At 69.0% G+C, this 23,190-nt stretch carries 10 protein-coding genes; 2 read left to right on the top strand and 8 right to left on the bottom strand.

Translation table 11 applies throughout. The annotated features are described in order from the left end of the window. Nucleotides 1-3: 3 nt before the first annotated feature. The 8 genes from ACM9HJ_RS07085 to ACM9HJ_RS07050 all read right to left on the bottom strand — a co-directional run bounded on the left by ACM9HJ_RS07085 (nt 4) and on the right by ACM9HJ_RS07050 (nt 22,074). Nucleotides 4-14,226, bottom strand: coding sequence for an amino acid adenylation domain-containing protein (locus ACM9HJ_RS07085; RefSeq protein WP_416571010.1), 14,223 nt, complete (start codon nt 14,224-14,226; stop codon nt 4-6). 498 nt (nt 14,227-14,724) lie between these two features. Then, entirely contained in the window at nt 14,725-16,617 is a 1,893-nt protein-coding gene (gene cobT, locus ACM9HJ_RS07080) for a cobaltochelatase subunit CobT (RefSeq protein ID WP_416571009.1), read from the bottom strand. A 243-nt stretch (nt 16,618-16,860) separates the two neighbouring features. Next, entirely contained in the window at nt 16,861-17,145 is a 285-nt protein-coding gene (locus ACM9HJ_RS07075) for a hypothetical protein (RefSeq protein ID WP_416571008.1), read from the bottom strand. A gap of 131 nt (nt 17,146-17,276) precedes the next feature. Continuing rightward, nucleotides 17,277-17,576, bottom strand: a complete 300-nt coding sequence (locus ACM9HJ_RS07070) for a hypothetical protein (protein ID WP_416571007.1) — start codon at nt 17,574-17,576, stop codon at nt 17,277-17,279. A 240-nt stretch (nt 17,577-17,816) separates the two neighbouring features. Further along, complete coding sequence (cobS, locus tag ACM9HJ_RS07065) at nt 17,817-18,806, bottom strand: cobaltochelatase subunit CobS (RefSeq protein WP_416571006.1); 990 nt, start codon at nt 18,804-18,806, stop codon at nt 17,817-17,819. A 56-nt stretch (nt 18,807-18,862) separates the two neighbouring features. After that, entirely contained in the window at nt 18,863-19,459 is a 597-nt protein-coding gene (locus ACM9HJ_RS07060; RefSeq protein ID WP_416571005.1) for a J domain-containing protein, read from the bottom strand. A gap of 219 nt (nt 19,460-19,678) precedes the next feature. Further along, nucleotides 19,679-20,959, bottom strand: coding sequence for a sugar MFS transporter (locus ACM9HJ_RS07055; RefSeq protein ID WP_416571004.1), 1,281 nt, complete (start codon nt 20,957-20,959; stop codon nt 19,679-19,681). 185 nt (nt 20,960-21,144) lie between these two features. Then, nucleotides 21,145-22,074: a DMT family transporter gene (locus ACM9HJ_RS07050; RefSeq protein WP_416571003.1), complete on the bottom strand. Its 930-nt coding sequence runs from the start codon at nt 22,072-22,074 to the stop codon at nt 21,145-21,147. Between the two features lie 61 nt (nt 22,075-22,135). On the opposite strand from ACM9HJ_RS07050, the gene ACM9HJ_RS07045 reads away from it, so the two are divergent. Both ACM9HJ_RS07045 and ACM9HJ_RS07040 read left to right on the top strand, forming a co-directional pair. Then, on the top strand, nt 22,136-22,423 hold the full coding sequence (locus ACM9HJ_RS07045) for a BolA family protein (RefSeq protein ID WP_416571002.1): 288 nt from the start codon (nt 22,136-22,138) through the stop codon (nt 22,421-22,423). 132 nt (nt 22,424-22,555) lie between these two features. Further along, entirely contained in the window at nt 22,556-23,098 is a 543-nt protein-coding gene (locus tag ACM9HJ_RS07040; protein ID WP_416571001.1) for a hypothetical protein, read from the top strand. The last annotated feature ends 92 nt before the right edge of the window (nt 23,099-23,190 follow it).

Here is a 23,190-nt window from a genome sequence, read left to right as displayed (position 1 = left end):
GGCTCAAGTGAAAAGGGTCAGGGCCGCCGCCACCATGGCGGACTGGCCGTCGCGCGGCAGGTCGGGCCATCCGACCCCCAGCCGCGCCAGGAATTGCTGGGTCCGGGCGGAGGTGACCTCCAGCCGGCGCCCCCTCGCCTGGGGGGAGATGCCACGATGCAGGCCGAATCCTTCCAGGATCTCGGCCAGGGCCTTCTCCATCTCCGGCACCTCCACGGCACCGGCGACCTTTTGCAGGAACGTGCCGAAATCGACCGAAGCCACCCGGCCGCCGACATCGGCGCCGGCGATGAAATCGGCCAGCGTCTCCTGCCTTGCATGTTCGACATGATGGGTCAGGTTGGCCAAGGCCGGCGCCTCGGCCAGCGCCACCACTGCCTCGGCCACGACATCGACATGGCAGAGCCAGAGATGTGACTCGTCCGGTGCCACGCCGAGCCGGGCCAGCGCCCCCATCAGGCGGAAGAAGGCGTTCTCCGTGATGTTCCGCTGCAACGGCCCGCCATCGGCGGCGAAGACGACATTGCCGACGCGGTGGATGGCGGCATTGGCCAGCCGGTCGCGGGCCTGCATCACCAGCCGTTCCGCCTCCTGCTTGCTCCGGACGTAATAATTCTCCTCCAGTTCGGCGGGCACGGGGTCGTACTCGCTGAACAGGCGGAACCCGTCGTCGGGCGGCCGGCCGCAGACGGATGTGGTGGAGACCAGGTGCAGGTCGGCCGTGGTCCCGCCATGCAGGCGCCCGCGCCGTTCGGCCAGGTCGGCCAGATGGCCCGTCGCCTGCACATTGTCGGCCAGGAAGTCGCGGTAATGGCCGACATGGCTGACATTGGCGGCGGAGTGCAGGATGGCGTCCACCTGTCCGGCCAGATGATCGAACCCGCCCTCGTCCAGCCCTAGGTCGGGACGGCGAAGATCGCCGGCCCGGACCCGCAGGCGCGGATCGGCCAGCAGGGATGCCGCCTTGTCCGCCCCGAAATAATAACCCAGGGCCCCTTCCAGGCGGCGGCGGGCGGCGGCGTCATCGGCGGCGCGCACCAGGGCCGTCACCTCCCGGCCCGGCCGGGACAGCAACCGGCGCAGCAGGTAGGTGCCCAGATAGCCGGTGCCGCCGGTCAGCAGCACATGGCCGTAATCGGCCCGCTGGCTGAGATCCAGCCCGGCAAAACCCTGGTTGCAGGCCTCATAGGCCGCCAGCGTCGGGGCCAGGACGGCGGCGCGTGCCGCCTCATAGGCGGGCAGCCCGTGGCGATAATCCTGCCAATGGCGCCGTGCCGCCTGGATCTGGTCGCGCAGATGGTCGGCGCGCGGCCGGCAGGTACGGGCGAAATTGGCCAGCACGGGGTTTTCATAAAGGTCGTTGATGCGCACGGTGTAATGCCGGCGCAGGCGGGTGATGGTGGCGATGGCCCGCAGGCTGTCGCCACCCAGGTCGAAGAACCGGTCGTCGCGCGACAGCTCCGGCCGGCCCAGGATCTCCGCCCACACATCCGCCACCGCCTGTTCCACAGGCCCACGCGGCGGATCACGCGGGGCATCGCCCGGTATGCCGGCGGTCGACAGATGTTCCTCCAGCAGGGCCAGCAGCGCCTTGCGGTCGATCTTGCCGGCCAGGTTGACCGGCAGCGACGGCAGGGCCAGCACCCCGGCCGGGATCATGTAGTTGGGCAGGCCGGTGCCCAGGAACGCCTGCCAGCCGGCCGCATCGGGCAAATCCCCCGTCCCCGGCACCACGAAGCCCCACAGGCTCAGCACCCCGTCCGCCGCCTTGCGCACCAGGACGGCGGCCTGGCGCACCGACGGATGGCGGGACAGCGCCTGTTCGATCTCGCCCAGTTCCACCCGCTGGCCGCGCAGCTTCACCTGCCCGTCGGCCCGGCCCAGCACCACCAGTTGCCCATCCGACCGCCAGCGGCCCAGATCGCCGGTACGGTACAGGCGGCCATGGATCGTATCGTAGAAGGCCTGTTCCGTTAGGTCGGGGCGGTTCAGATAGCCGATGCCGACCCCGGCCCCGCCGATCCACACCTCCCCCACCGAACCGGGCGGAACCCGTTCGCCCTGCCCGTCCAGGATCAGGATGAAACTGTTGGGCAGGGGCCGGCCGGCCGGCAGCGGATCGTCGGTGGGATCGACCCTGCCCATACTGGCCGCCGCCGTCGTCTCCGTCGGGCCATAGCCGTTGAAATAGCCCAGGCGTGCGGCATAGAAGCGGGCATCGGCCGGCACCGGCGCCTCGCCCACCGTCATCAGGAAGCGCAGGGCTGGGAATTCCGCCTGTTCGAACAGCCGCAGGTATGAGGGCGCCATGGAGGCCATGGTGACGCCCAGCCGGCGCAGCTTGTCCTTCATGCCGGACAGATCGTCCATCTCCGGCTTGGTCACCGGCACGGTGGCGCCACCGGCGGCCCAGACCATCAGCAGGTCGGAAATCCACAGATCGAAGGAAGGCGACGCGATCAGCAGGGCGCGGTCATCCGGCCCGGCCGCCGTCATATGCGCCATGCCGATGGCCAGATTGACCAGCCCGCCCTGTGACAGCACCACGCCCTTGGGCGTGCCGGTGGAACCCGAGGTGTAGAGGATATAGGCGGGACTATCCGCCGCTACCTCCAATACCGGTGCGTTCAGGTCCCCGGCCAGCATCTCCTCCGGCCGCAGCACTTTGTGGCCCGCCGCCAGCAACGCGTCGGGCGGGGTCAGCCCATCCAGCGCCAGCAGAAGGTCCAGCCCCGCATCATCCGCCATGAACCGTAACCGGTCACCCGGCAGACCATGGGTCAGCGGCAGATAGCAGCCGCCGGCCTTCCACACGGCCAAAGCCACCATGGGCAGCATGGCCGACCGTTCGGTATAGACACCCACCGGCCGGCCGGGCCGCAAGCCCCGGGCCAGCAACCCATGCGCCAGCGCATTGGCCTGCACCTCCAGCGTCCCATAGGACAGGGTGGCGGCATCGGTGATCAGCGCCGGCCGCGCCGGCTGGCGCGCCGCGATGGCGCCGAACAGTGCCGCCACGGTGCGAGCGGGGGGCGGCAGCACCTCCCCCTTCTCCCAAAGGGCCAGCTGGTCCCGCTCCGCCGGCAACAGCCGGGGTGGCGGGGCGGCGGGGTTTTCCAGCAGGGAAAGTGCCTGGCCCACCAGCCCCTTCAGCCAGGATTCCGCCGTGCCGCGGTCATAGAGGTCGGCATTGACGAACCAGGACAGCGACAGGCCACCATCGGCCAGCCCCTCATGCACCAGCACCATATCCTGGGCCGGGGCGTTGTGGCGCAGATCATAGGCGATGGTGCCCGGTGCCGGCAGGGCCAGGGCGTCGGCGGGAACGAAGCGCAGCGTGCCTCCGGCGGCATCATCCACCTGCACGGCCGGGTTCTCCGTCACCGCCATGTCGAACAGCGGATAGCGGGCGGGATCGGCCAGCGACGGATGGTCCTGGCGGAAATCCCGGGCGATGCGGGCGAACGGATAGGTGCTGTGGGCCAGGGCCCCGGCCAGGGCGGCACGGGTGGCGGCGATCGCCACACCCGCATCCGTCACGCCGGCCAGATGGAACGGCAAAGGCAGCAGCGTGACGTAATAGCCCACCACGTCGGCCTCGGCCGCTCTCGTCCGCGTGCTGGCGGCGGTGCCCAGCAGGAAGTCGTCGCGCCCCGTGCGCCGCCGCACCTCCAGCCCCATCAGGGCCAGCAGCAGGGCATGCAGGCTGGCGCCCTTGGCCTGGGCCAGCCTGCGCAGGCCCGTCGCCTGGACGGGTTCCAGGCACAGGCGCAGCAGATGGCTGCCCCGGCCGGCCCCGGCGGCCCGCACCATGGGGCGCGGCCGGTCGGTGGGCCAGTCGGCGAAGGCATCCTCTCCCAACCGGACCAGACCGCCCAGCGTGTCCCGCCACCAGTCGCCATCCTGACTGCCGGCAAGACCCAGCAGATGGGTGCGTTCCCGCCCTGCGCTTTCTTCGTAACCAGTCACGCTTTTCGGCAGGTCTTCACCTACCAGAAGTGCCGTAAGGTCGCGCACCAGCACACCCAGGGACGCACCGTCACCCACCGCATGGTGCAGGGCCAGCCAGAAGACCGGCCGGCCATCCGCCACCCGCACCAGCCCGGCCCGCCACAGGGGGCCGGTTTCCATGTCGAAGACCTGACCCTGGCGATCCCGGATGGCGGCCAGGGCGGACGACGTATCGGCGGCATGGTCGATGCGCAAGGTGCCCGGACTGTCGGTCGACACCACGCGGCGCAGGATGTCGCCATCCTCCTCCAGCGCGTACCGGGTGCGCAGCGCCCCATGCCGGGCCACCAGCCCAGCCCAGGCCCGCTGCCAGACGTCATCGCCGGGGACGGAGCCTTCCACCGCCAAAATCAGGCTGATGGTGAAGCCCCTTGTTTCCAGCCCGGCCTGCTGGGCCGTCCAGAACTCCCGTTCCCCCGCCGTCGCGATGTCGCTGGGCAGGGAATGCAGCACCGGAGCGGGGGTGGCCAGATGCGCCTCCACCCGCGCTGCGAAACCCGCCAGGGTGGGGTCGGCGAACAACAGGCGCGCGGGTACCGGCCGGGACACCAGCCCCTCCAGCCGATGGCAGAGCGCGATGGCCAGCAGGCTGTGCCCACCCAGGCTGAAGAAATCATCCTCGCGATGCACGACTCCGGTGCGCAGCAGGTCGGCCCACAGGCCGGCGATCTGCCGTTCCAGGCCCGGCAAGGGCGGGGTACCGGCGGGACGGGCCCCATCGCCCAGCCCGGCCAGCAGGGCCGCGCGGTCGATCTTGCCCGACGGCGTGACGGGGATGGCTTCCACCACATGGATGGCGGCCGGGATCATGTAGGGTGGCAGGATATCGCCCAGGAAACGGCGCCAGCCGGCGGCATCGGGCAGGTCCGCCCCCGCGTGGCTGCGGATGCAGGCCCACAGCGCCTGCCGCTCCCCGGCCTTGCCCTCCACCAGGGCCACGGCCTGGGTCACGGCGGGATGGCGGGCGATGGCCGCTTCGATCTCACCCGGTTCGATACGGATGCCGTTCAGCTTCACCTGCTGGTCGATGCGGCCCAGCACCTCCAGCCCGCCATCCCCGCGCCAGCGGCCCAGGTCACCCGTGCGGTAACGCCGACCCTCGGCCAGCGTGACGAAGGCGGCGTCGGTCAGGTCGGGCCGGTTCAGGTAACCGCGCGCCAGCCCGGCACCGGCCAGCCAGACCTCTCCCGTCGCCCCCGGCGGCAGGGAAGCACCCGTGACCGGGTCACGGATTTCGATCCCGGTATTGGCCAGGGGCCGGCCACAATCCAGCCGTTCCGGCCGGCCGGCGGACAGGCGGCCCATGCTGGCGGTGATGGAGGCTTCCGTGGGGCCGTAGGCGTTGAAATAGGCGATGTCGCCGGCCAGCCGCGCCACATCGGCCGGCAGCGGCGCCTCGCCGCCCGTCACCAGCACCCGCAGGCCCGACAGGCTGCCGCTGTCCAGCAGGCGCAGATATGTCGGCGTCAGATCGGCCAGCGTGATGCCCCGGTCACGGATCAGGGCGGCCACCCGCCCCGGCTGGTCCAGCAGGTCCGCCGGCAGCGGGCACAACGCGGCGCCGGCGGCCAGCGGAATGCCGATATCGGACAGCGACACATCGAAGGAAGGGGCGGCAAAACCCAGGCAACGGTCATCCACCGTCAGCCCATAGGTCTCGCCCGCCCCCAGCACCAGATTCAGATAGCCGCGATGGGCTAGCATCACGCCCTTCGGCTGTCCCGTGGAGCCGGATGTATAGAGAATATAGGCCAAGTCGTCCGGACCGGTCACGATATCTGGCCGGCTATCCGCTGCATTGGGGTCCATGCGCGACGCATCGACCAGCGGCAGGGCGATCCCCGCCGGCACCTCGATCCCGTCCAGCGCCAGCAGCGCCACGGCCCCGGCATCCTGCGCCATGAAGGCGAGACGGTCGGCGGGCAGCTCGGCGGTGAGCGGCAGATAGGCGGCACCCGCTTTCCACACGCCCAGCACGGCGGCGGCCAGGTTGGCGGACCGGTGGGTCAGCACCGCCACCACCTGTCCCGGCTTGACGCCCGCAGCGATCAGGCGATGGGCCAGGATGTTGGCGCGGCGGTCCAGCTCGCCATAGCCGACATCGCCATCGGCGGTCAGCAGGGCGGGGCGTGCCGCCTGTCCCGGCCGATCCACGACATGTTCGAACCAACGGGCAAAGGTTTCGGCCGGGCGGGGCCGCACCACGCCCTGTTCCCAGCCGGACAGCGTGGCACGTTCCGCCGGCAGCAGGCCGGGAAGGTCGATATCCGTGCCCTGCGCCGCCAGCCAGCGTGCCGTTTCCACCAGCCCTTCCAGCCAGAAGCGGGAAATGTCGGCATGGTAGAGGGCGGCATTCATCTGCCAGTCCAGCAGCAGCCCGCCATCGGCCAGACGCTCATGGGTCAGCACCATGTCCTGGCCCGGCGGGTTGGGCATGGCCTCATAGGCGATGCCGTCCCGCGGCAGGGACAGGAGCCGGCCCAGGCCGAGACCGCCCGTGGCCGGGCGGGCCGGCACCGGATTTTCGGTGATGGCGATGTCGAACAGCGGATAGCGGTCGGGTTGGCGCGCGCCGGGATGGGCAGCCCAGAAATCATGATAGATCCGGGCGAACGGATAGCGCCCATGGGCCAGTGCCGCCGCCAGCCCATCGGCCGTGCGGCGCAGCAGCGGGGCGAAATCCCCGCCCTCCACGCCCTGGAACGCCAGGGGCAGCATGTTGACGCCGTAATGCGGCACCGCCGCCTCTTCCGCCGTTTCCGGCACGGTGGCCGTGGTGCCGATCAGGAAGTCGGTGCGCCCCGTGCGCCGGCGGACCAGATGCGCCAGCATGGCAAGCAGCAGGGCGTGCAGGCTGGCATTGTGGCGGCGGGCCAGCGCCAGCAGGCCTTGCGTCTCGGCCGCGTCCAGGCGAGCCATGTGCCGGTGGCTGCCGGCAGCACCGGTGCCGCGCGGCAGGTCCAGCACCCAATCCTCGAACGCCGTGGCCGGCAGGGCGGCCAGCTGGTCACGCCACCAGCGCGCATCCACCGCCGCCTCACCGCCCGCCAGATAGGCCTGTTCACGCGCGGAAATGGTCGCCGGCGTCGCGGCCGGCGGTGACAGCGCCTTGCCATCCAGCAGCGACAGAAGTTCGCCCAGCAGCACGCCGAACGACCGGCCGTCACCCGTGGCATGGTGCTGGGCCAGCCAGAACAGCCACTCGCCGCCATCCGCCACCCGCACCAGCCCCACCCGCCAGACCGGCCCCCGGGCCAGATCCAGCGGCAACGCCTGACGGGCGCGGATATGGGCCAGGGCCTGGGTCAGGTCGACGGCATCGGCGTGTTCGAACCGCCGGCCGGCATCCCCATCCTCCAGGATGTCGCGGTGAAGGGTACCGTCCTCCGCCTCGCGCAGGCGGCAGCGCAGCGTGGGATGGCGGGCCACCAGTGTGCCCCAGGCCTCTTGCCAGGCGGCGATATCCGGCACGGGGCCCGACACGCGGCGGATCAGCGGCATGGTGAAGCCGCTGGTATCCAGCCCGGCCTTCTGCGCCGTCCAGAATTCCCGCTCCCCCTCCAGGGCGCGGGACCCGTCGAAGCCGGGCAACGCCTCCGCCGTGCCGCCGCTGGCGGCAAGCCGGGCTGCGAAATCGGCCAGCACCGGGGCCGCGAACAGATCGCGCGCCGAAACCGGCCGGCCCAGCCGAGCCGCCAGACGATGGGCCATGGCAATGGCCAGAAGGCTGTTGCCGCCCGCCGCGAAGAAATTCGTCTGCCGGACCGGTGGGGCGATGCCCAGAAGGTCGGCCCACAGACCGGCAATATCCTGTTCCAGGCCCGGCCGGGCCGGGCTGCCGTCGGATGCCGCCGGCCCCGACATCACGGGCGGCGGCGGCGCATCGGCCAACAGACCGGACAGTGGCAGGGCGGGCAGGTCCGGCCGGTCGGCCAGCAGAGCCGCCCGTTCCAGCAACCCGTCCAGCCAGGCGCCGGCGCTGTCGCGGCTGAACAGGGTGGCGTTGGCATGCCATTCCAGCGCGATGGCGCCATCGGCCAGCGCCTCGTGGATCAGCAGCAGATCCTGGCCATGGGCACTGTGCGTCAGCTCATAGCCGTCATCATCCGCCGGCAGACGCTCCAGCCGCAAATCACCGTCGCAGGGCGGGGTTTGCGGGTTCTCGGTCATGGCGATGTCGAACAGCGGGAAGCGCAGTGGATCGCGCAGTTCCGGCCGGCGGCGCCAGAAATCGGCATAGAGCCGGGCGAACGGATATCGCGCATGCTGCAACCCGCCGGCCAGGGCGCGCTGGGCCGCCAGGAACAGGTCGGCCAGCGGGGCAGCCCCGTCCAGGCGCAACGTCAGGGGCAGCATGTTGACGCCATAACCGACCAGGGCCGCTTCCCCCCCATCCTCGGGCGTGGAAACGGTGGTGCCCAGCACCAGATGCTCGCGCCCCGTGCGCCGCACCGCCTCCACCGCCAGCAGCGACAGCAGCAGCGCATAGGGGCTGACCGCATGCCGGCGGGCCAGGGTGCGCAGACGCCCGGCACGGTCGGGGGACAGCGTGGCCTGGAACCGGTGGGTGGCCGCCTCCCCGCCCAACCGGCGGGGGAAATCCAGCGGTAGGGGGGCGAAGGCCGATGCCGGCACCCCATCCAGCGCGTCCGCCCACCAGGCGGCATCCGCCGCCAGATCGGGCCCGGCCAGATAGGCCTGTTCACGCCGTGCCGCGCCGGCCGGGTCGGCAGTCAGCGGATCCAGGTCCAGCCCCCGCAACAGCGCCGTCAGTTCGGCCATGATGATGCCCAGCGACCGCCCGTCACCGATGGAATGATGCAGCGACAGCCAGAACAGCCAATTGCCGTCCGCCGCCACCCGCACCAGTCCCGCCCGCCACAAGGGCGGGGCCTGCATGTCGAAGGGGGCCATCTGGCGGGCGCGGATATGGGCCAGGGCCGTCGCCTGGTCCGCCGCCACATCCCATTCCAGCCCGCCCACCCCATCACCGGCACGGCGGCGCAGCCGCCCACCGGCATCGGGTGCGAAATACAGCCGCAGACCGGCTTGGCGCGTCACCAGAGCCTGCCAGGCGGAATCCCAGCGTGACCGGTCCGGCATCGGACCCGCCAAGCGGCGGATGGCGGGGACGATATGGCCGGACGTGTCCAGCCCCACCTGCTGCGCGGTCCAGAATTCCCGCTCCCCCTCCGTCGCCAGGTCATCTTCCAGCGTGGATAACGGCACCTGGGCGGGGGATGCCGCCGCCAACCGGGCGGCGAAGGCACCAAGGGTGGGGGCGGCGAACAGGTCGCGGGGAGAGACGGGCCGGCCCAGCAGCGGGGCCAGCCGGTGCGCCATGGTGACGGCCAGCAGGCTGGTCCCGCCCAATGCGAAGAAATCATCCTCCCGTGCCACGGGCAGCTCACCACCCTGGCCGCCCAGCAAGGTGGCCCAATTGTCGGCGATCTGCTGTTCCAGGGCATCTTGCGGCTTGGTGCGGATCGCAACCGCCCCCTGCTCCAGGGAGTGGTCACGCAGGGCGGCCAGCAGGCGCCTGCCATCGACCTTGCCATTGGGGGTCACCGGGATGCCCGGCACGGCGATGATGGTGGCCGGCACCATGTGCGGCGGCAGGCGGCCAGCCAGAAAGCCGCGCCATTCCTCGTTCGGCAGGGGACTGGCACCGTCCCTCAGATGCACGAAGCCGCGCAGCAGCTTGGTATCGCCGGCCCCCTTGTCCACGATGATGGCGGCCTGGCGCACGGATGGATGGGCCTGCAGCTGCTGTTCGATCTCCGCCGGTTCCACCCGCTGGCCATGCAGCTTCACCTGATGGTCGATGCGGCCGGCCAGTTCCAGCATGCCGTCGGCCGACCAGCGGCCCAGGTCGCCGGAGCGGTAGAAACGCCCCTCGTCCGTGTCGATGAAGGCCCTGGCCTGCTGCTGCGGATTGTTCAGATAGCCGCCGCCAACCCCGATACCGCCCAGCCAGACCTCCCCCGTCGCCCCCGGCGGCACCCGCGTCCCGTCCGCGTGGCGGATGGAGATCACATCGCCCGGCAGGGGGCGGCCCACATGCAGGGCGCGGTCGCGCGGATGATCGGGACCGATCCGGCCCAGGGAGACGATGATGCTGGTTTCCGTCGGGCCGTAGCAGTTCCAGAAATCGATGCCGGAATGGCGGGCCACATCCTCATGGCTGGGCGCCTCGCCCCCGGTCAGCAGCACGCGCAGGGTCGGCGGGAACGGCTTGTCCTGGCTGACCCGCAGATAGGAGGGCGCGTGGAAGGCGATGGTGACGCCCAGGTCGCGGTAGAGATCCTTCACCGCCCAGGGATCCTCCCGTTCCGCCCTGGTCACCGGTACCAGTGGCAACCCGTGCAGCAGGGCCAGCCCCATTTCCCACAGCGAGGCGTCGAAGGCCGGCGTGGCGACCAGGGCCACGCGATCCTCTGTCCGCCGGCCAGCCGCCGCCAGCGTCGACAGCACGGCATTGACCATGCCGTCATGCTTGACCCGCGTGCCCTTGGGCGCGCCGGTGGTGCCGGATGTGTAGATGATATAGGCGGTGGCATCGCCCGGCACGGCACGGGCCGGGCGTGGTGCGGCGCCGGACAGATCATCCGGCCGGATCAGCACCACCCCGTCGGGCAGCCCGCCCGGCGCCTCGGCCCCCGGCAACAGCAGCAGATGGCGCGCCCCGGCATCGTTCAGAATATAGGAAACGCGTTCGGCCGGCATCTCGATGGCCAGCGGCAGGTGCACACCGCCCGCCTTCCAGATGCCCAGGGCGGCGGCCGGCAGCCAGGCGCCATTGTCGGCCAGCACGCCCACCGGCTGTTCCGGCCCGATGCCGGCCGCCAGCAGTGCCGCGGCGATGCGGTTGGCGAGGGCCTCCAGCTCGCCATAGGTAATGGCGGCGTCGCGGGTGATCACTGCCGGGCTGTCGGGTGCGGCATCGACAATGGCCTCCACCAGCCGATGGGCCGGCAGCAGCGGATGCCGCGCGGCGGGCCCATGCTCCACCGCCGCCAGCCAGTCACGCTCCTCCCGGGTCAGGTCGGGCAGCGGCGCGTCCAGGCGGTTCCCGTCCACGGACAGCCATTCCGCCCAACCGGCCAGCGCCGTCAACCAGCCTTGCGCCGTGGCGTCATGGAACAGGGCGGCGTTCCACACCAGGCTGAGGATGACCCCGCCATCCCCCGTCGGCTCATGCGCGAAGGACAGGTCCAGGCCGGCGGCGGGCAGGACGCCGTCACCGGGCAGGGAGAGGGGCGAAAGGGTGCAACCCGTGACCGGGTCACGCACCAGGCGCGCGGGATTGGCGGTCAGCGCGATATCGACCAGTCCCATCCGCCCCGCCGGCCGCAAATCCGGCTGGCGCTGGCGCAGATCGCGCTGGATCAGCCCGGCAGGGTAGAGGCCATGGGCCACCGCCCCGGTCAGCGCCGCCTGGGCCGCGTGCAGCGCCTGGACCAGGGTCTGGCCCGCGGGCAGCGTCAGGGCCAGGGGCAGCAGGTTGACGAAATGCCCGACCTGATCCTCCGTCCCGGCCGGGCGGGTGGCGATGCCGCTGCCCAGCAGCAGCTGGCGCCGGCCCGTGCGCCGCCCCATCTCCGCCGCCAGCAGCGCCAGCAGCAGGGCATGCAGCCCCGCCCCGTGCCGGTTGGCCAGCAGGGTGAGGCGATCCGCCACGCCGGCATCCAGCACATGCTGGAACGGGACGGCGGGGATGGCATCGCCGTCATGGCGGCGGCGGTCGGTGGGCAGCGGTTCGAACGCGTCCGCGCCCAGCGCCGACAGCCGATCCAGCCAATAGTCGCGGTCGCGCGCCGCGGCGGGGGATGCCAGATGGCGCTGTTCCGTCCGGCTGGCCAGGCGGGGCGCGTCCAGGGCGGGGGACAGGGGCTGGCCGGTCAGCAGCGACAGCAGATCCTGCTGGATGCGGCTGGCCGACATGCCGTCGGCCAGGGCATGGTGCAGCACGAACCAGAACAGCAGCCCGCCATCGGCCACACGGATCAGGCCGGCGCGCGACAAGGGCGGGCGGGTCAGGTCGAAGGGCAGCGCCATCCGGTCGGCCACGAAACGGCCGGCCTCCGCCTCCGTCGCGAACAGGCCGGTTTCCAGCGGGATGTCCAGGGCCGGATCATCGGCCGCCAGGGTGCGCAGCCGCAACAGCCCGGCATCGTCGGTGAACAGGCCCGTGCGCAGGGCCGGATGGTGGCGCAGCAGCCCCATCCAGGCCGCTCGCCACCGGCCCGCATCGGGATCGGGGACCGCACCCGACAGGCGCAGCACCCGGCCGATATGCGATGCGGCCGGGGCCAAGCCCAGGCTGGCCGCCACCCAGAAATCCGTCTGGCCGGCGGTGGCCGGCGGCGTGGCGTCGCCATCGACCGGGTCCGCCGCGTCCACCGCCCGGTCGCGCAGCAACAGGGCCAGGCCGGCGACGGTCAGGCTGCCCAGGATGTCGCGCACGGTGGCGGGCAGGCCGGCCGCCTGCAATTTTTGCCCGACCTGGATGGCCAGCAGGCTGCTGCCGCCCAGGCGGAAGAAATCATCCTCCCGGCCGATATCACCCGCATCCAGGCCCAGCGCATCGGCCCAGATGGCGACGATGGCGGTTTCCACCGCGCCCTGCGGGGCGCTGCCGGCACCGCGCCGTGCGGCCCAGTCCGCCTCGGCCAGGGCCAGCAGGGCGGGGCGGTCCACCTTGCCGGCGCTGGCGATGGGCAGCGATGCCAGCACCAGCACCAGGGCCGGCACCATATAGGCGGGAAGCGACGCCGACAGCAGCCCCGCCCAATCCGTATCCGCCAGATCGGCGCCCGGCTTGGGTTCCACGAAGCCCACCAGGCGGCCGCGATGCTGCACGACCACGGCGCCGCGCACCCCGGCCCGGGCCAGCAGGGTCTGTTCCACCTCACCCAGCGCCACGGCCTGGCCGGAGACCTTGACCACGTCGCCGATGCGGCCCAGGGCCAGCAGTTCCCCGCGCTCCGTCCAGCGCCCCAGGTCGCGGGTGCGGTAGGCGCGGCCGAAACGGGTCTGGATGAAGGTTTCCGCCGTCAATTCCGGCTGGTTCAGGTATCCGCGCGCGGCGGCAGGGCTGACCACATGGATCTCCCCCTCCGCTCCCGCCGGTACCAGTTCGCCATTCTCGTCCAGCAGCAGGATGGTGGCGTTGGGGAAGGGCCGGCCGCTGGGCAGCGGGCCGTCGCCATCGGCATCGACCCGGTGCATGCCGAAGGTGCCGCACAGTTCCGTGGCGCCATGCATGTTCCAATAGGTGACATGGCGCGCGTAGTGGCGGGCATCGGCGACGTTCGGCCGCTCCCCGGCGGTCATGACCAGGCGCAGGCCGGCCGGCACCGCCCCGCCCAGCAGCCGCAGATATGACGGCGTGAACAGGGCCACGCTGACCCGCCGCCGCGCCATGCTGTCCAGCAGGTCGGCCGGCCGGTCCAGCAGCGCCCGGGTCCCCGGCACCCAGGCACAGCCCAGCACCAGCGGCAGGCACAGTTCGCGGAACCCCAGGATGAAGCCGGGGGAGGAGGAGAGCAGCAGCCGGTCCGCAGCAGAGATATCCTGGGCCAGCGCATGGCCCAGGGCCATGTTCTGGCAGGCATCATGCTGGATCAGCACGCCCTTGGGCTGCCCCGTGGAGCCCGACGTGAACAGGATGGCGGCCAGCTGTCCCGGATGGCAGGGCAGGTCCGGCCGGGTTCCATCGCCCCCTTCGGCGTCGGACGGCTCCAGCACCCGCGCGGGCCGGCCCCCGCCATTCTCCGTCAGCGCCGCCAGCAGTTCCGCCGGCGGCCGGTGCCCGTCCAGCGCGATCAACAGCCGCATGCCCGACTGCGCCGCCATGTTGGCCAGGCGCTGGGCTGGCAGGTCGGCCAGTAGCGGCACATAGGTGCCGCCCGCCTTCAGGATGCCCAGATAGGCCCAGGGCAGGGCGGCGGACCGGTCCACCAGCACGCCCACCGGTTCCTCCGCCGCCAGTTCCAGCCGCAGCAGCGCATGGGCCAGGCGGTTGGCCGCGACGTCCAGCGCCGCGGCACCGACGATGCCATCCTCACCGATGATGGCGGGGCTGTCGGGGGAATGGTCGGCGCGGATTTCGAAGGACCGGTGCAGGCACAGCGCGGGCAGGGCCAGGCGCGCCCCATGGCAGAAATCCGGCAGGTGCGGATCCATGGACGCGGCGTTCAGGCTGTCCGGCATCGCGTTCCCCCACTGGCACGGCTTCCACCAAGCATACCGGTCTAATTCTACCGGATTACGCCTTTCTTAACCAAAAGCGGTGGGCACCATACTCGTCCAATGCGGGAAGTCAACGGCTAAGATATTACCGATAAATGCATTAACGGGAAAAAGGTTCATCTTTAGCACGTATTTTTAGTGTGCCTATGCTGCCAAAGGATGTGGTCTGGACAGACTATCTTGGGCCGGCCCATTGAAAGTAATGACCAATCCGTCACCGGCCGATGACAGGGCGGGGTATACACCCATACCATGAAAATTCGAAGGAGCGGGTACACAGCGCAAGCCAGGATTGCGGTGCCGATGCCGCGGGAGACGGCCGCAAGCGATCCTTGGCGAATGCCAGCAAGGCTTGGAACCGCGAACCGGACAAGCGATGAAAGCGAACCGAAATAAACGGAATGTAGGCGAGCAGTATGATGGTCGAAAATTATTGAGCTGTCTTCTGCAAGCCCCGCTTCATCGCCGCCCGCCGGCCGCGCGCCGGGACGCACCGGCCCCCCAGCCGCGCCGGCCATCCTCGTCGAACAGCTCCGCCAGCTTCTCCATCACCGTGCCGCCCAGCTGTTCGGCATCGATGATGGTGACGGCGCGGCGGTAATAGCGGGTGACGTCGTGGCCGATGCCGATGGCCACCAGTTGCACCGGGCTCTTGGTCTCGATCCAGTCGATGACGGCGCGCAGGTGCTTTTCCAGGTACGAGCCGTTATTGACCGACAGGGTGCTGTCATCCACGGGCGCGCCGTCGCTGATCACCATCAGGATGCGGCGCTGTTCGGGCCTGGCCAACAGGCGCTGGTGCGCCCACATCAAAGCCTCGCCGTCGATATTCTCCTTCAGGATGCCTTCGCGCAGCATCAGGCCCAGATTGCGGCGCACCCGGCGCCAGGGGGCGTCGGCACCTTTGTAGATGATGTGGCGCAGGTCGTTCAGGCGGCCGGGCATGGGCGGCTTGCCCGCCGCGATCCATCGTTCGCGCGACTGCCCGCCCTTCCAGGCCCGGGTGGTGAAGCCCAGGATCTCCACCTTCACGCCGCAGCGTTCCAGGGTACGGGACAGGATGTCGGCGCTCATCGCCGCGATGGAGATGGGGCGGCCGCGCATCGATCCGGAATTGTCGATCAGCAGCGTCACCACCGTGTCGCGGAAATCCGTCTCGTTCTCCCGCTTGAAGGACAGCGGCATGGTCGGGTTGATAACGACGCGGGCCAGGCGGGCCGCGTCCAGCATCCCTTCCTCCAGATCGAATTCCCAGGACCGCGTCTGCTTGGCCAGCAGGCGGCGCTGCAGCCGGTTGGCCAGCTTGGATATAACCCCCTGCAGATGCTGCAGCTGCTGGTCCAGCATCAGGCGCAGGCGCGTCAGCTCGTCCGGATCGCACAAATCAGCCGCATCCACCACCTCGTCGAAGGCGTTGGTATAGGCCTTGTAGGCGCCGGCATCGGGTTCGTTGCGGCCGCGTTCGGCGCGCGGCGGGTTGCCGGGATTACCCGGCTCCTCCGATCCCTCGCCCTCGCTCAGCTCGCCTTCGGCCTGTTCGCCATCCTCGCCCTCGGCGGCATCCTCGGACCGGCGCTGCTGTTGCTGCTGGTCCTGCATCTCCTGCGACTGATCCTCGCCGGATTGCTGCTGGCCGCCCTGGCTGTCCATCTCCTTGTCGCTGTCGCCGGCATCGGGGCTTTCCGGGGCGTCATCCTGCTCGCCCTCGTCGCTTTCCGGTTCGGCACCGACCTCCATATCCATGTCGGACAAGAGGCGGCGGACGGCCTTGGCATAGGCGTCCTGGTCATCCATGACCGCGCCCAGCTTGTCCAGACCGCCACCCAGCTTGTCGGCCACCTTCTGCCGCCACAGGTCGATGGCGGCCTTCGCACTTTCCGGCGGCGGCGCCCCGGTCATCGCCTCGCGCGCCAGCAGGCGCAACACGTCCGGCACCGGCACCTGTTCGGGATCGTTCAGCCGGTCGAAGCCCAGCTTGCGATACTTCTCCTCCAGGCTGGCCGCCAGGTTGCCGGCCACACCCTTCATCTGTACGGCCCCGATCGCTTCCACCCGCGCCTGTTCCAGCGCCTCGTACGACAGGCGGGCCTGTTCGCTGACAGGCATGCGGTTGGCATGGATGGCGGCGTCATGGTGGCGCAGGCGCAGGGCGGCGGCATCGGCCGACCCGCGCACATGGGCCAGCTCACGCGGGTTCAGATCGCGCGGTGGCAGCGGCACGCGCACCCGCGTTCCCGCCACGCCCGCCGGTTCGGAGGAGAAACCCACCACCAGATCCTTGCGGTCGGCCAGGGCCCGCACGGTGGCGGTGGTGGCGCGCTTGAAGGTCTCAAGGGGGGATTCCTGGGTCATGATCCGTCACTGCTGGGTCCGTGGCACCGGCTGGGCGCAACAAGACAATAACGGAAGGGTGCCGCCACACCCAACCGTTTTGCCCCTATCCGTCATGCATCAACGGTTTGCCGGCCCCAACCTGCCAGGAAAAGCACCAAAGGCCGGCGACCGCCGGCCACGCGCCCACGTGGGCGCGCAAGCCAAGCCGCCGGACGGCGGCGCCCGACGCCTGAGGGAACAGCGTTATTTAAGGGAGCAGCCCTATTTAGGCGTCTTGGTCGCCATGTCGTTGCGCTGCATCTGCTCGGTCTCCGCCCGTTGCTGGCGGTAGAACTCGTCCCATTCCGCCTTGGTCCGGCAGACCTTCTTGGCGGCGAGACGGCTTCCCGTCTCCTTTTCCTTCTTGCAGATGGGCTTGTCGGCTTCCGACGCGGCCGGCGATCCGGTCACGGCCGGGGTCTGTCCGCCCGACGCCTGGGCATGGACGGACAGGGCGGGTACGGCCGTCAGGGCCACCGCCAATGTGAGAATGGCAAAACCACGCATGTGCTTCCTCCCGTTGTTATCCAAGGGACGCCCATACAGGCTTTCACCTGCGCAATGGGCAACGGCGGGCGGCGGTCCGCCCAGCCGTTGAACCGGGCCGCCCCATCGGCCCGCCATTGCGCGACATCGGATCAGCCCTTGGGCGTCTTGATCGCCATGTCGTTACGCTGCATCTGTTCCGTCTCGGCACGCTGGAGACGATAGAACTCGTCCCATTCGGCCTTGGTGCGGCAGACCTTCTTCTTGGCCAGGCGGGTGCCCGTCGGCTTCTCACCCTTGCAGATTTCCTTGTCGGCGTCATTGGCGTCGGCAGAGGTGCCGGCAGTCGCCTGCGTGCCGCCCGACGGCGCGGACTGAGCCATGGCAACACCGGCCACGAACGGCTGAGCGGCCAGCAGCAGCGTGGCCAGCCCCAATCCAAACTTCTTCATCGTCGCATTCTCCAAAGTAACAACAACTGCCCCAGGGATGACGATATCGGAAAATTCCCAACTCATCAATTGCCGCGCTGCAACCTTCGACCAATACCTATGGTGGGGATTAACATGTTTAGAATCCATCGAGGATGGGTGGCTTCTATTCATTGCATGCTTGCAAAGAAATAACTGCAACGAAAAGGGCGGCCACATCGGTTGATGTGGACGCCCCTGAAATCTTCACGGTTGTATGCTTCAGACGAGTGAGCCCTTGAAGGCGCCGGTCGGCAATTCCTGGCCGAAACAGCGCTGGTAATATTCCGCCACGGTGGCGCGTTCGACCTCGTCACACTTGTTCAGGAAGGAAACACGGAAGGCGAAACCGATATCGCCGCCGAAAATCGCGGCATTCTGGGCCCATGTGATAACGGTACGCGGGCTCATCACTGTTGAAATGTCACCGGCGATGAAGCCGCTACGGGTCATTTCCGCCAACCGGACCATGGAGGCCACGGTGCCGCGCTTCTCGTCCGTATCATAATCCGGCACCTTGGCCAGGATGATGCGCACCTCGTCGGCATGCGGCAGATAGTTCAGGGTGGCCACGATGTTCCAGCGGTCCATCTGGCCCTGGTTGATCTGCTGCGTGCCATGATAAAGGCCGGTCGTATCGCCCAGGCCCACGGTGTTGGCGGTGGCGAACAGGCGGAAGGCCGGGTGGGGACGGATGACCTTGTTCTGGTCCAGCAGGGTCAGCTTGCCTTCCACCTCCAGCACGCGCTGGATCACGAACATCACGTCGGGACGGCCGGCATCATATTCGTCGAACACCACGGCGCAGGGATGCTGGAGCGCCCAGGGCAGGATGCCCTCGCGATATTCCGTCACCTGCTTGCCATCGCGCAGCACGATGGCATCCTTGCCGATCAGGTCGATGCGGCTGATATGGCTGTCCAGGTTGACACGGATGCAGGGCCAGTTCAGCCGGGCCGCCACCTGTTCGATATGGGTGGATTTGCCGGTGCCGTGATAGCCCTGGATCATGACGCGGCGGTTGTAGGCGAAGCCGGCCAGGATGGCCATCGTCGTCTCGCGGTCGAAGCGATAGGCCTTGTCACGCTCGGGCACATGCTCGTTGGCCACGGAGAAGGCCGGGACGCGCATGTCGCTGTCGATGCCGAAAACCTCGCGCACGGAAACCGTGATATCGGGCAGTTCGTGGGTGACCGTGCTGTTGGATGCCATGTCGGGAGCCATTCTTGCGCTGCTTCTGATCTCTGATGCGATGCCGGGCCTGGGCCCTAGTCCATATGCTGGCCGCCGAACGCGGCTTTCAGCGTGGTGTAGGCCTGGTTGATGGATTTCAACCGCTCTTCCGCCTCTTTCGCCCCGCCATTAGCGTCGGGGTGGTGAAGCTTGGCCAATTGGCGGTAGCGGGCCTTGATGGCGGGGAAATCGGCGTCGGGGGGCAGTTCCAGCAGGGCCAAAGCCTCGTCCTCCGGCGTGCGGGGCCGGGGGCCGGGGGCGGTACGGCGTGCCTCGCCCTGTTCGCCCGACCAGTCGGCGCCGAAGGCGAAGCCGCCATTGAACACCTTGTCGCGGGTGCGCCGCTCATGCGTGCGCCAGTCGCCCATGGGCCAGGAGGGGCGCTGCCAGGTCGTGTCCTGGCGCACCTGCCGCTCGATCTCCGCCTGGCTCATGCCGGCGTAATAGTCCCAGGACTTGTTGTAGTCGCGGACATGGTCCAGGCAGAACCAGTAATAGTCGTTCAGCTTGTCGCGGCCCTTGGGGGCGCGATGCTCGCCCGCCTCGCGACAGCCGGTATGATCGCACGCGCGCACCTGGGCGCGCGGGCTTTCCCGGAAATCGAAGGAGAGGTTGGGCCGGTTCTTCTGCATAACCAGCGGAGTATGGGTGGCAAGGGCGAAGCTGACAAGGACGCCGATGTTGCCATGAACCGTCCCCCGGTCTGTCTGCCATGCAGGCAAACCGGGCTTGACGGCAATATCACACCCCGAACCGGCGACTCTTGCCAAAGGCCGGCGACTGCCGGTCCGCCGCATATGCGGCGTGAGCCAAGCCCACGGATTGGGCGCCCGGCGCCTGAGGGAACAATATTACTTCGGGGTTTTGGCGCCCCACAGGGCGTAGAACAGCACATACAGCTCGCACGCCGCCGTCAGCAGGAAGGACAGCTGCAGGCCGTAGATATCGGCCAGCCAGCCATGGACGACCACCAGCGCACCGCCGGCGATGGCCATGATCAGCAGGCCCGATCCTTCCTCGGTCAGCGGCCCCAGGCCGCGGATGCCGAGCGTGAAGATGGTGGGGAACATGATGGAATGGAACAGGCCCACCAGGATCAGCGCCCACATGGCCACAGGCCCGCTGGCGAACACCGTGACGATCATCACCGCGAAGGCGCCGACGGAGAACCAGGCCAGCACCGTCTCGGCCGGGATGGAGCGCATCAGGAAGCTGCCGGCGAAGCGGCCGACCATCATCCCGCCCCAGAGCAGGAACAGGTAGTTCGACGCCTCCTGGTGCGTGGTGTTGCCGATCTCCGGCTGGGAGACGAAATTGATGAACAGGTTGGCCACCCCGATCTCGGCGATCAGATAGATGAAGATGGCCGGAATGCCCCACACCAGATTGCGATGCTTCCACAGCGACAGGCCGGCCCGCGCCTCCCGGTCGGCACGCGCCGTATGCTGGCCCATGGCGGGCAGCGGGAAACGGGCGATGACGATGGCCAGCAGCACCAGCACGCCGGCCACGATCAGATAGGGCAGCTGCACCGACTGCGCATCGGCCAGGCGTTCGGCCTGGGTCAGGACCGTGCCCGCCTCCACCGTGCCGGACGTGGTGCGGCCCAGGATCAGATAGCCGCCGAACAGCGGGGCCAGCGTCGTGCCCACCGAATTGAAGGCCTGCACCAGGTTCAGGCGCGAGGATGCGCTGTCCGACGGGCCGATCACCGCCACATACGGATTGGCCGCCACCTGCAACAAGGTGATGCCCGAGGCGATCACGAACAGCGCCACCAGCGTGACGCCGTAGGAGGGCAGGCGGGCCGCCGGGATCATGCCCAGGGCACCGATGGCCATGATGGCCAGGCCGATCACCAGCGCCTTCTGATACCCCACCCGCTCGATCAGCTTGGCCGACGGGATGGAGGCGAAGAAGTAGGCGATGAACCATACCGACTCGATCAGCGTCGTCTGCGTGTAATCCAGGTCGAACACGCTGCGCAGATGCGGCAGCAGCGTGTTGTTGATGACCGTGATGAAGCCCCACATGAAGAAGAGGCTGGCCAGCAGCGTGAGGGCGGGCCGGTAGGAACCGCCCCCGGACGGCACGGACTGGGTGGCGGCGGACGCGCCGACGGGTGCTGACACGGTGTTGATCCTTCCCCGACGCGCCGATGAGGGTCCCCGGCGCATTAGTCATATTTATCGGAAGGATTTGTATGATAATAGCCGCACCCCCGGCAAGGGGATAAGGGCTATGCCAAGTCCCGATGATCGCACCGATCATCGGCCTCAGGCGCCGCCGGACCGGTTCCCGATATCGCGAACCGGTATTACCGCCGTTCCGACAGCGCCACCAGCACCAGCCCGCCACCGATCAGGCCCAGACCGGCCAGATTGGTGACCGTCAGCGGCTCATGCAACCAAAGCGCCGACGACACCAGCCCCACCACCGGCACGCCCAGCATGGCCAGCGACGTGGTAATGGCCGGCAGGGCGCGGTTGACGGTGACCATGGCCCAGAAGCCGAAGGCCGTGGCGATGGGACCGTTGAAGATCAGCAGTACGACCAGCTGTCCGGACCAGTCGATATGGCTCTGATCCTCGGTGACCAGGGCCACGATGGTGACGATCAGCGCCGCCAGCATCATCTGCCAGGGCGCCAGCGTCAAAGGCGTGCCGACCCAGCGATGGCGGCGCACATGCACGATGTTGCAGGCCCAGACGAAGGCGGCCAGCATCAGCAACCCGTTGCCCAGCAGCACCGGCCGCTGCGTCCAGTCGAAGGCCGCCGGGTTGAACAGCACCGCCACCCCGGCCAGCCCGACCAGCAGCCCGCCTGCCTTGGCCCAGCCCACCCTTTCCCGCAGGAACAGCAGCGCCAGCGGCACGACCCAGAGCGGGGTCGTATAGGCCAGGATGCCGGCCCGGCCGGCCGGCACATGCTGGACCGCGATGGTGATCATCAGCATGAAGGCACCCATCTGCAGGCAGCCGACCGAGAAGATCACCGGCAGGTCGGCACGCGACGGCAGGCGCAGCTGGCGCGTGGCGGCGGTGAAGATCAGCAGGGAGACGGCGCCCAGCAGCAGGCGCGAGGCGACGAAGCTGACCGGCGGCATATGGCCCACCACCTGCTTCATCACCGGCCAGTTGACACCCCATAGCAGGATGACCAGCACCAGCAGGGTCAAGGCCATGGGCCGCGTCACGATATGGCTGGTCTTCTTCACCGCCGGCTTCGGCGGGCTGGCATCCGGCATGATGATCCACTACCTGTTGGCCATGCTTCACCCAAGGCTAGACAAGGCCCGGAAACACATCATGGCAATCTATGCGACCCGCATGCGGGATAAGCTGACAGAGGCTCTAAACCCGCAGGCCCTGACCATCAAGGACGTCTCGCACCGGCATGCCGGCCATGCGGGCGCCGACCAGCCGGGCGGAGAGACGCATTTCGACGTCACCATCGTGTCGGACAAGTTCCAGGGAATGGGCCGCGTCGCCCGCCAGCGCCTGGTCTATGGCGCGGTGTCGGCCGAGCTGGCCGAACGGGTGCATGCCCTGTCGATCCAGGCGCTGACGCCGGATGAGGCCGCCCAACACCCGTGACGGATTTGTCACGGCATTGTTTACCCATCTCCCCAGCGACCGTCCGTCGCAGGGCATGTTGCGCCGCAGCATGACACTCTGTACCCTACTTCCTGGCGGGGCCAATCCCCCGCTCTGAGAGGGGGACGGACGATGACGCGACAGGCCCCGAAATCCCTGGAAACGCCGCTGGCCGCACGTGGTGCGGAAGTGGGGGCGGAGATATCCACCACCGCCCTGGTCCTGGGCGAGACCTTGTGGGCGGCGCAGCAAACCATCTGGCTGCGCGTCATGCGGCTGGGCGCTGCCGGCATTGATCCGACCCGCCTGAAGGATCCCGAGATCACCCGCATGGTCTGGGAAAAGCTGGACGCGGCGTTGGAGGCCCAGCGCGCCCTGGCATCCGGCCTGTGGGCCCTGTCCGATGTCTGGTTCGAATGGCTGGCGCAGCAGATTACCGCCGCCGCCCAGGCCGGCATGGAAATGGCCGCCCCGCCCGACCCCATCCGCTATGGCGGTGCCGCCAGCGACTATGTGGAAACCAGCCTGAACGCGGCGGAGATCGCCTGCGGCCGCATGGCGCTGGAGGCCACGCGCCTGGGCGGCCGGGGCCTGGCCCCCTATCACCGCGCCACCAATGAGAATGCCAAGCGGCTGATGAAGGCCGCGCGGCGGCGCGTTGCACGGCAGCCTTGACGAAATTCAACCCAGGGAGGGGGGGAATGGGGCTGTTCATATACGGAAGGCCCAAGCCTGGACGGATGTTTCGTGCCATACTGTCGCGCAGG

The sequence above is a fragment of the Niveispirillum sp. KHB5.9 genome, assembly GCF_048066115.1.
Classification (GTDB): Bacteria; Pseudomonadota; Alphaproteobacteria; order Azospirillales; family Azospirillaceae; genus Niveispirillum.
This window is presented reverse-complemented; position numbering and strand designations above follow the sequence as displayed.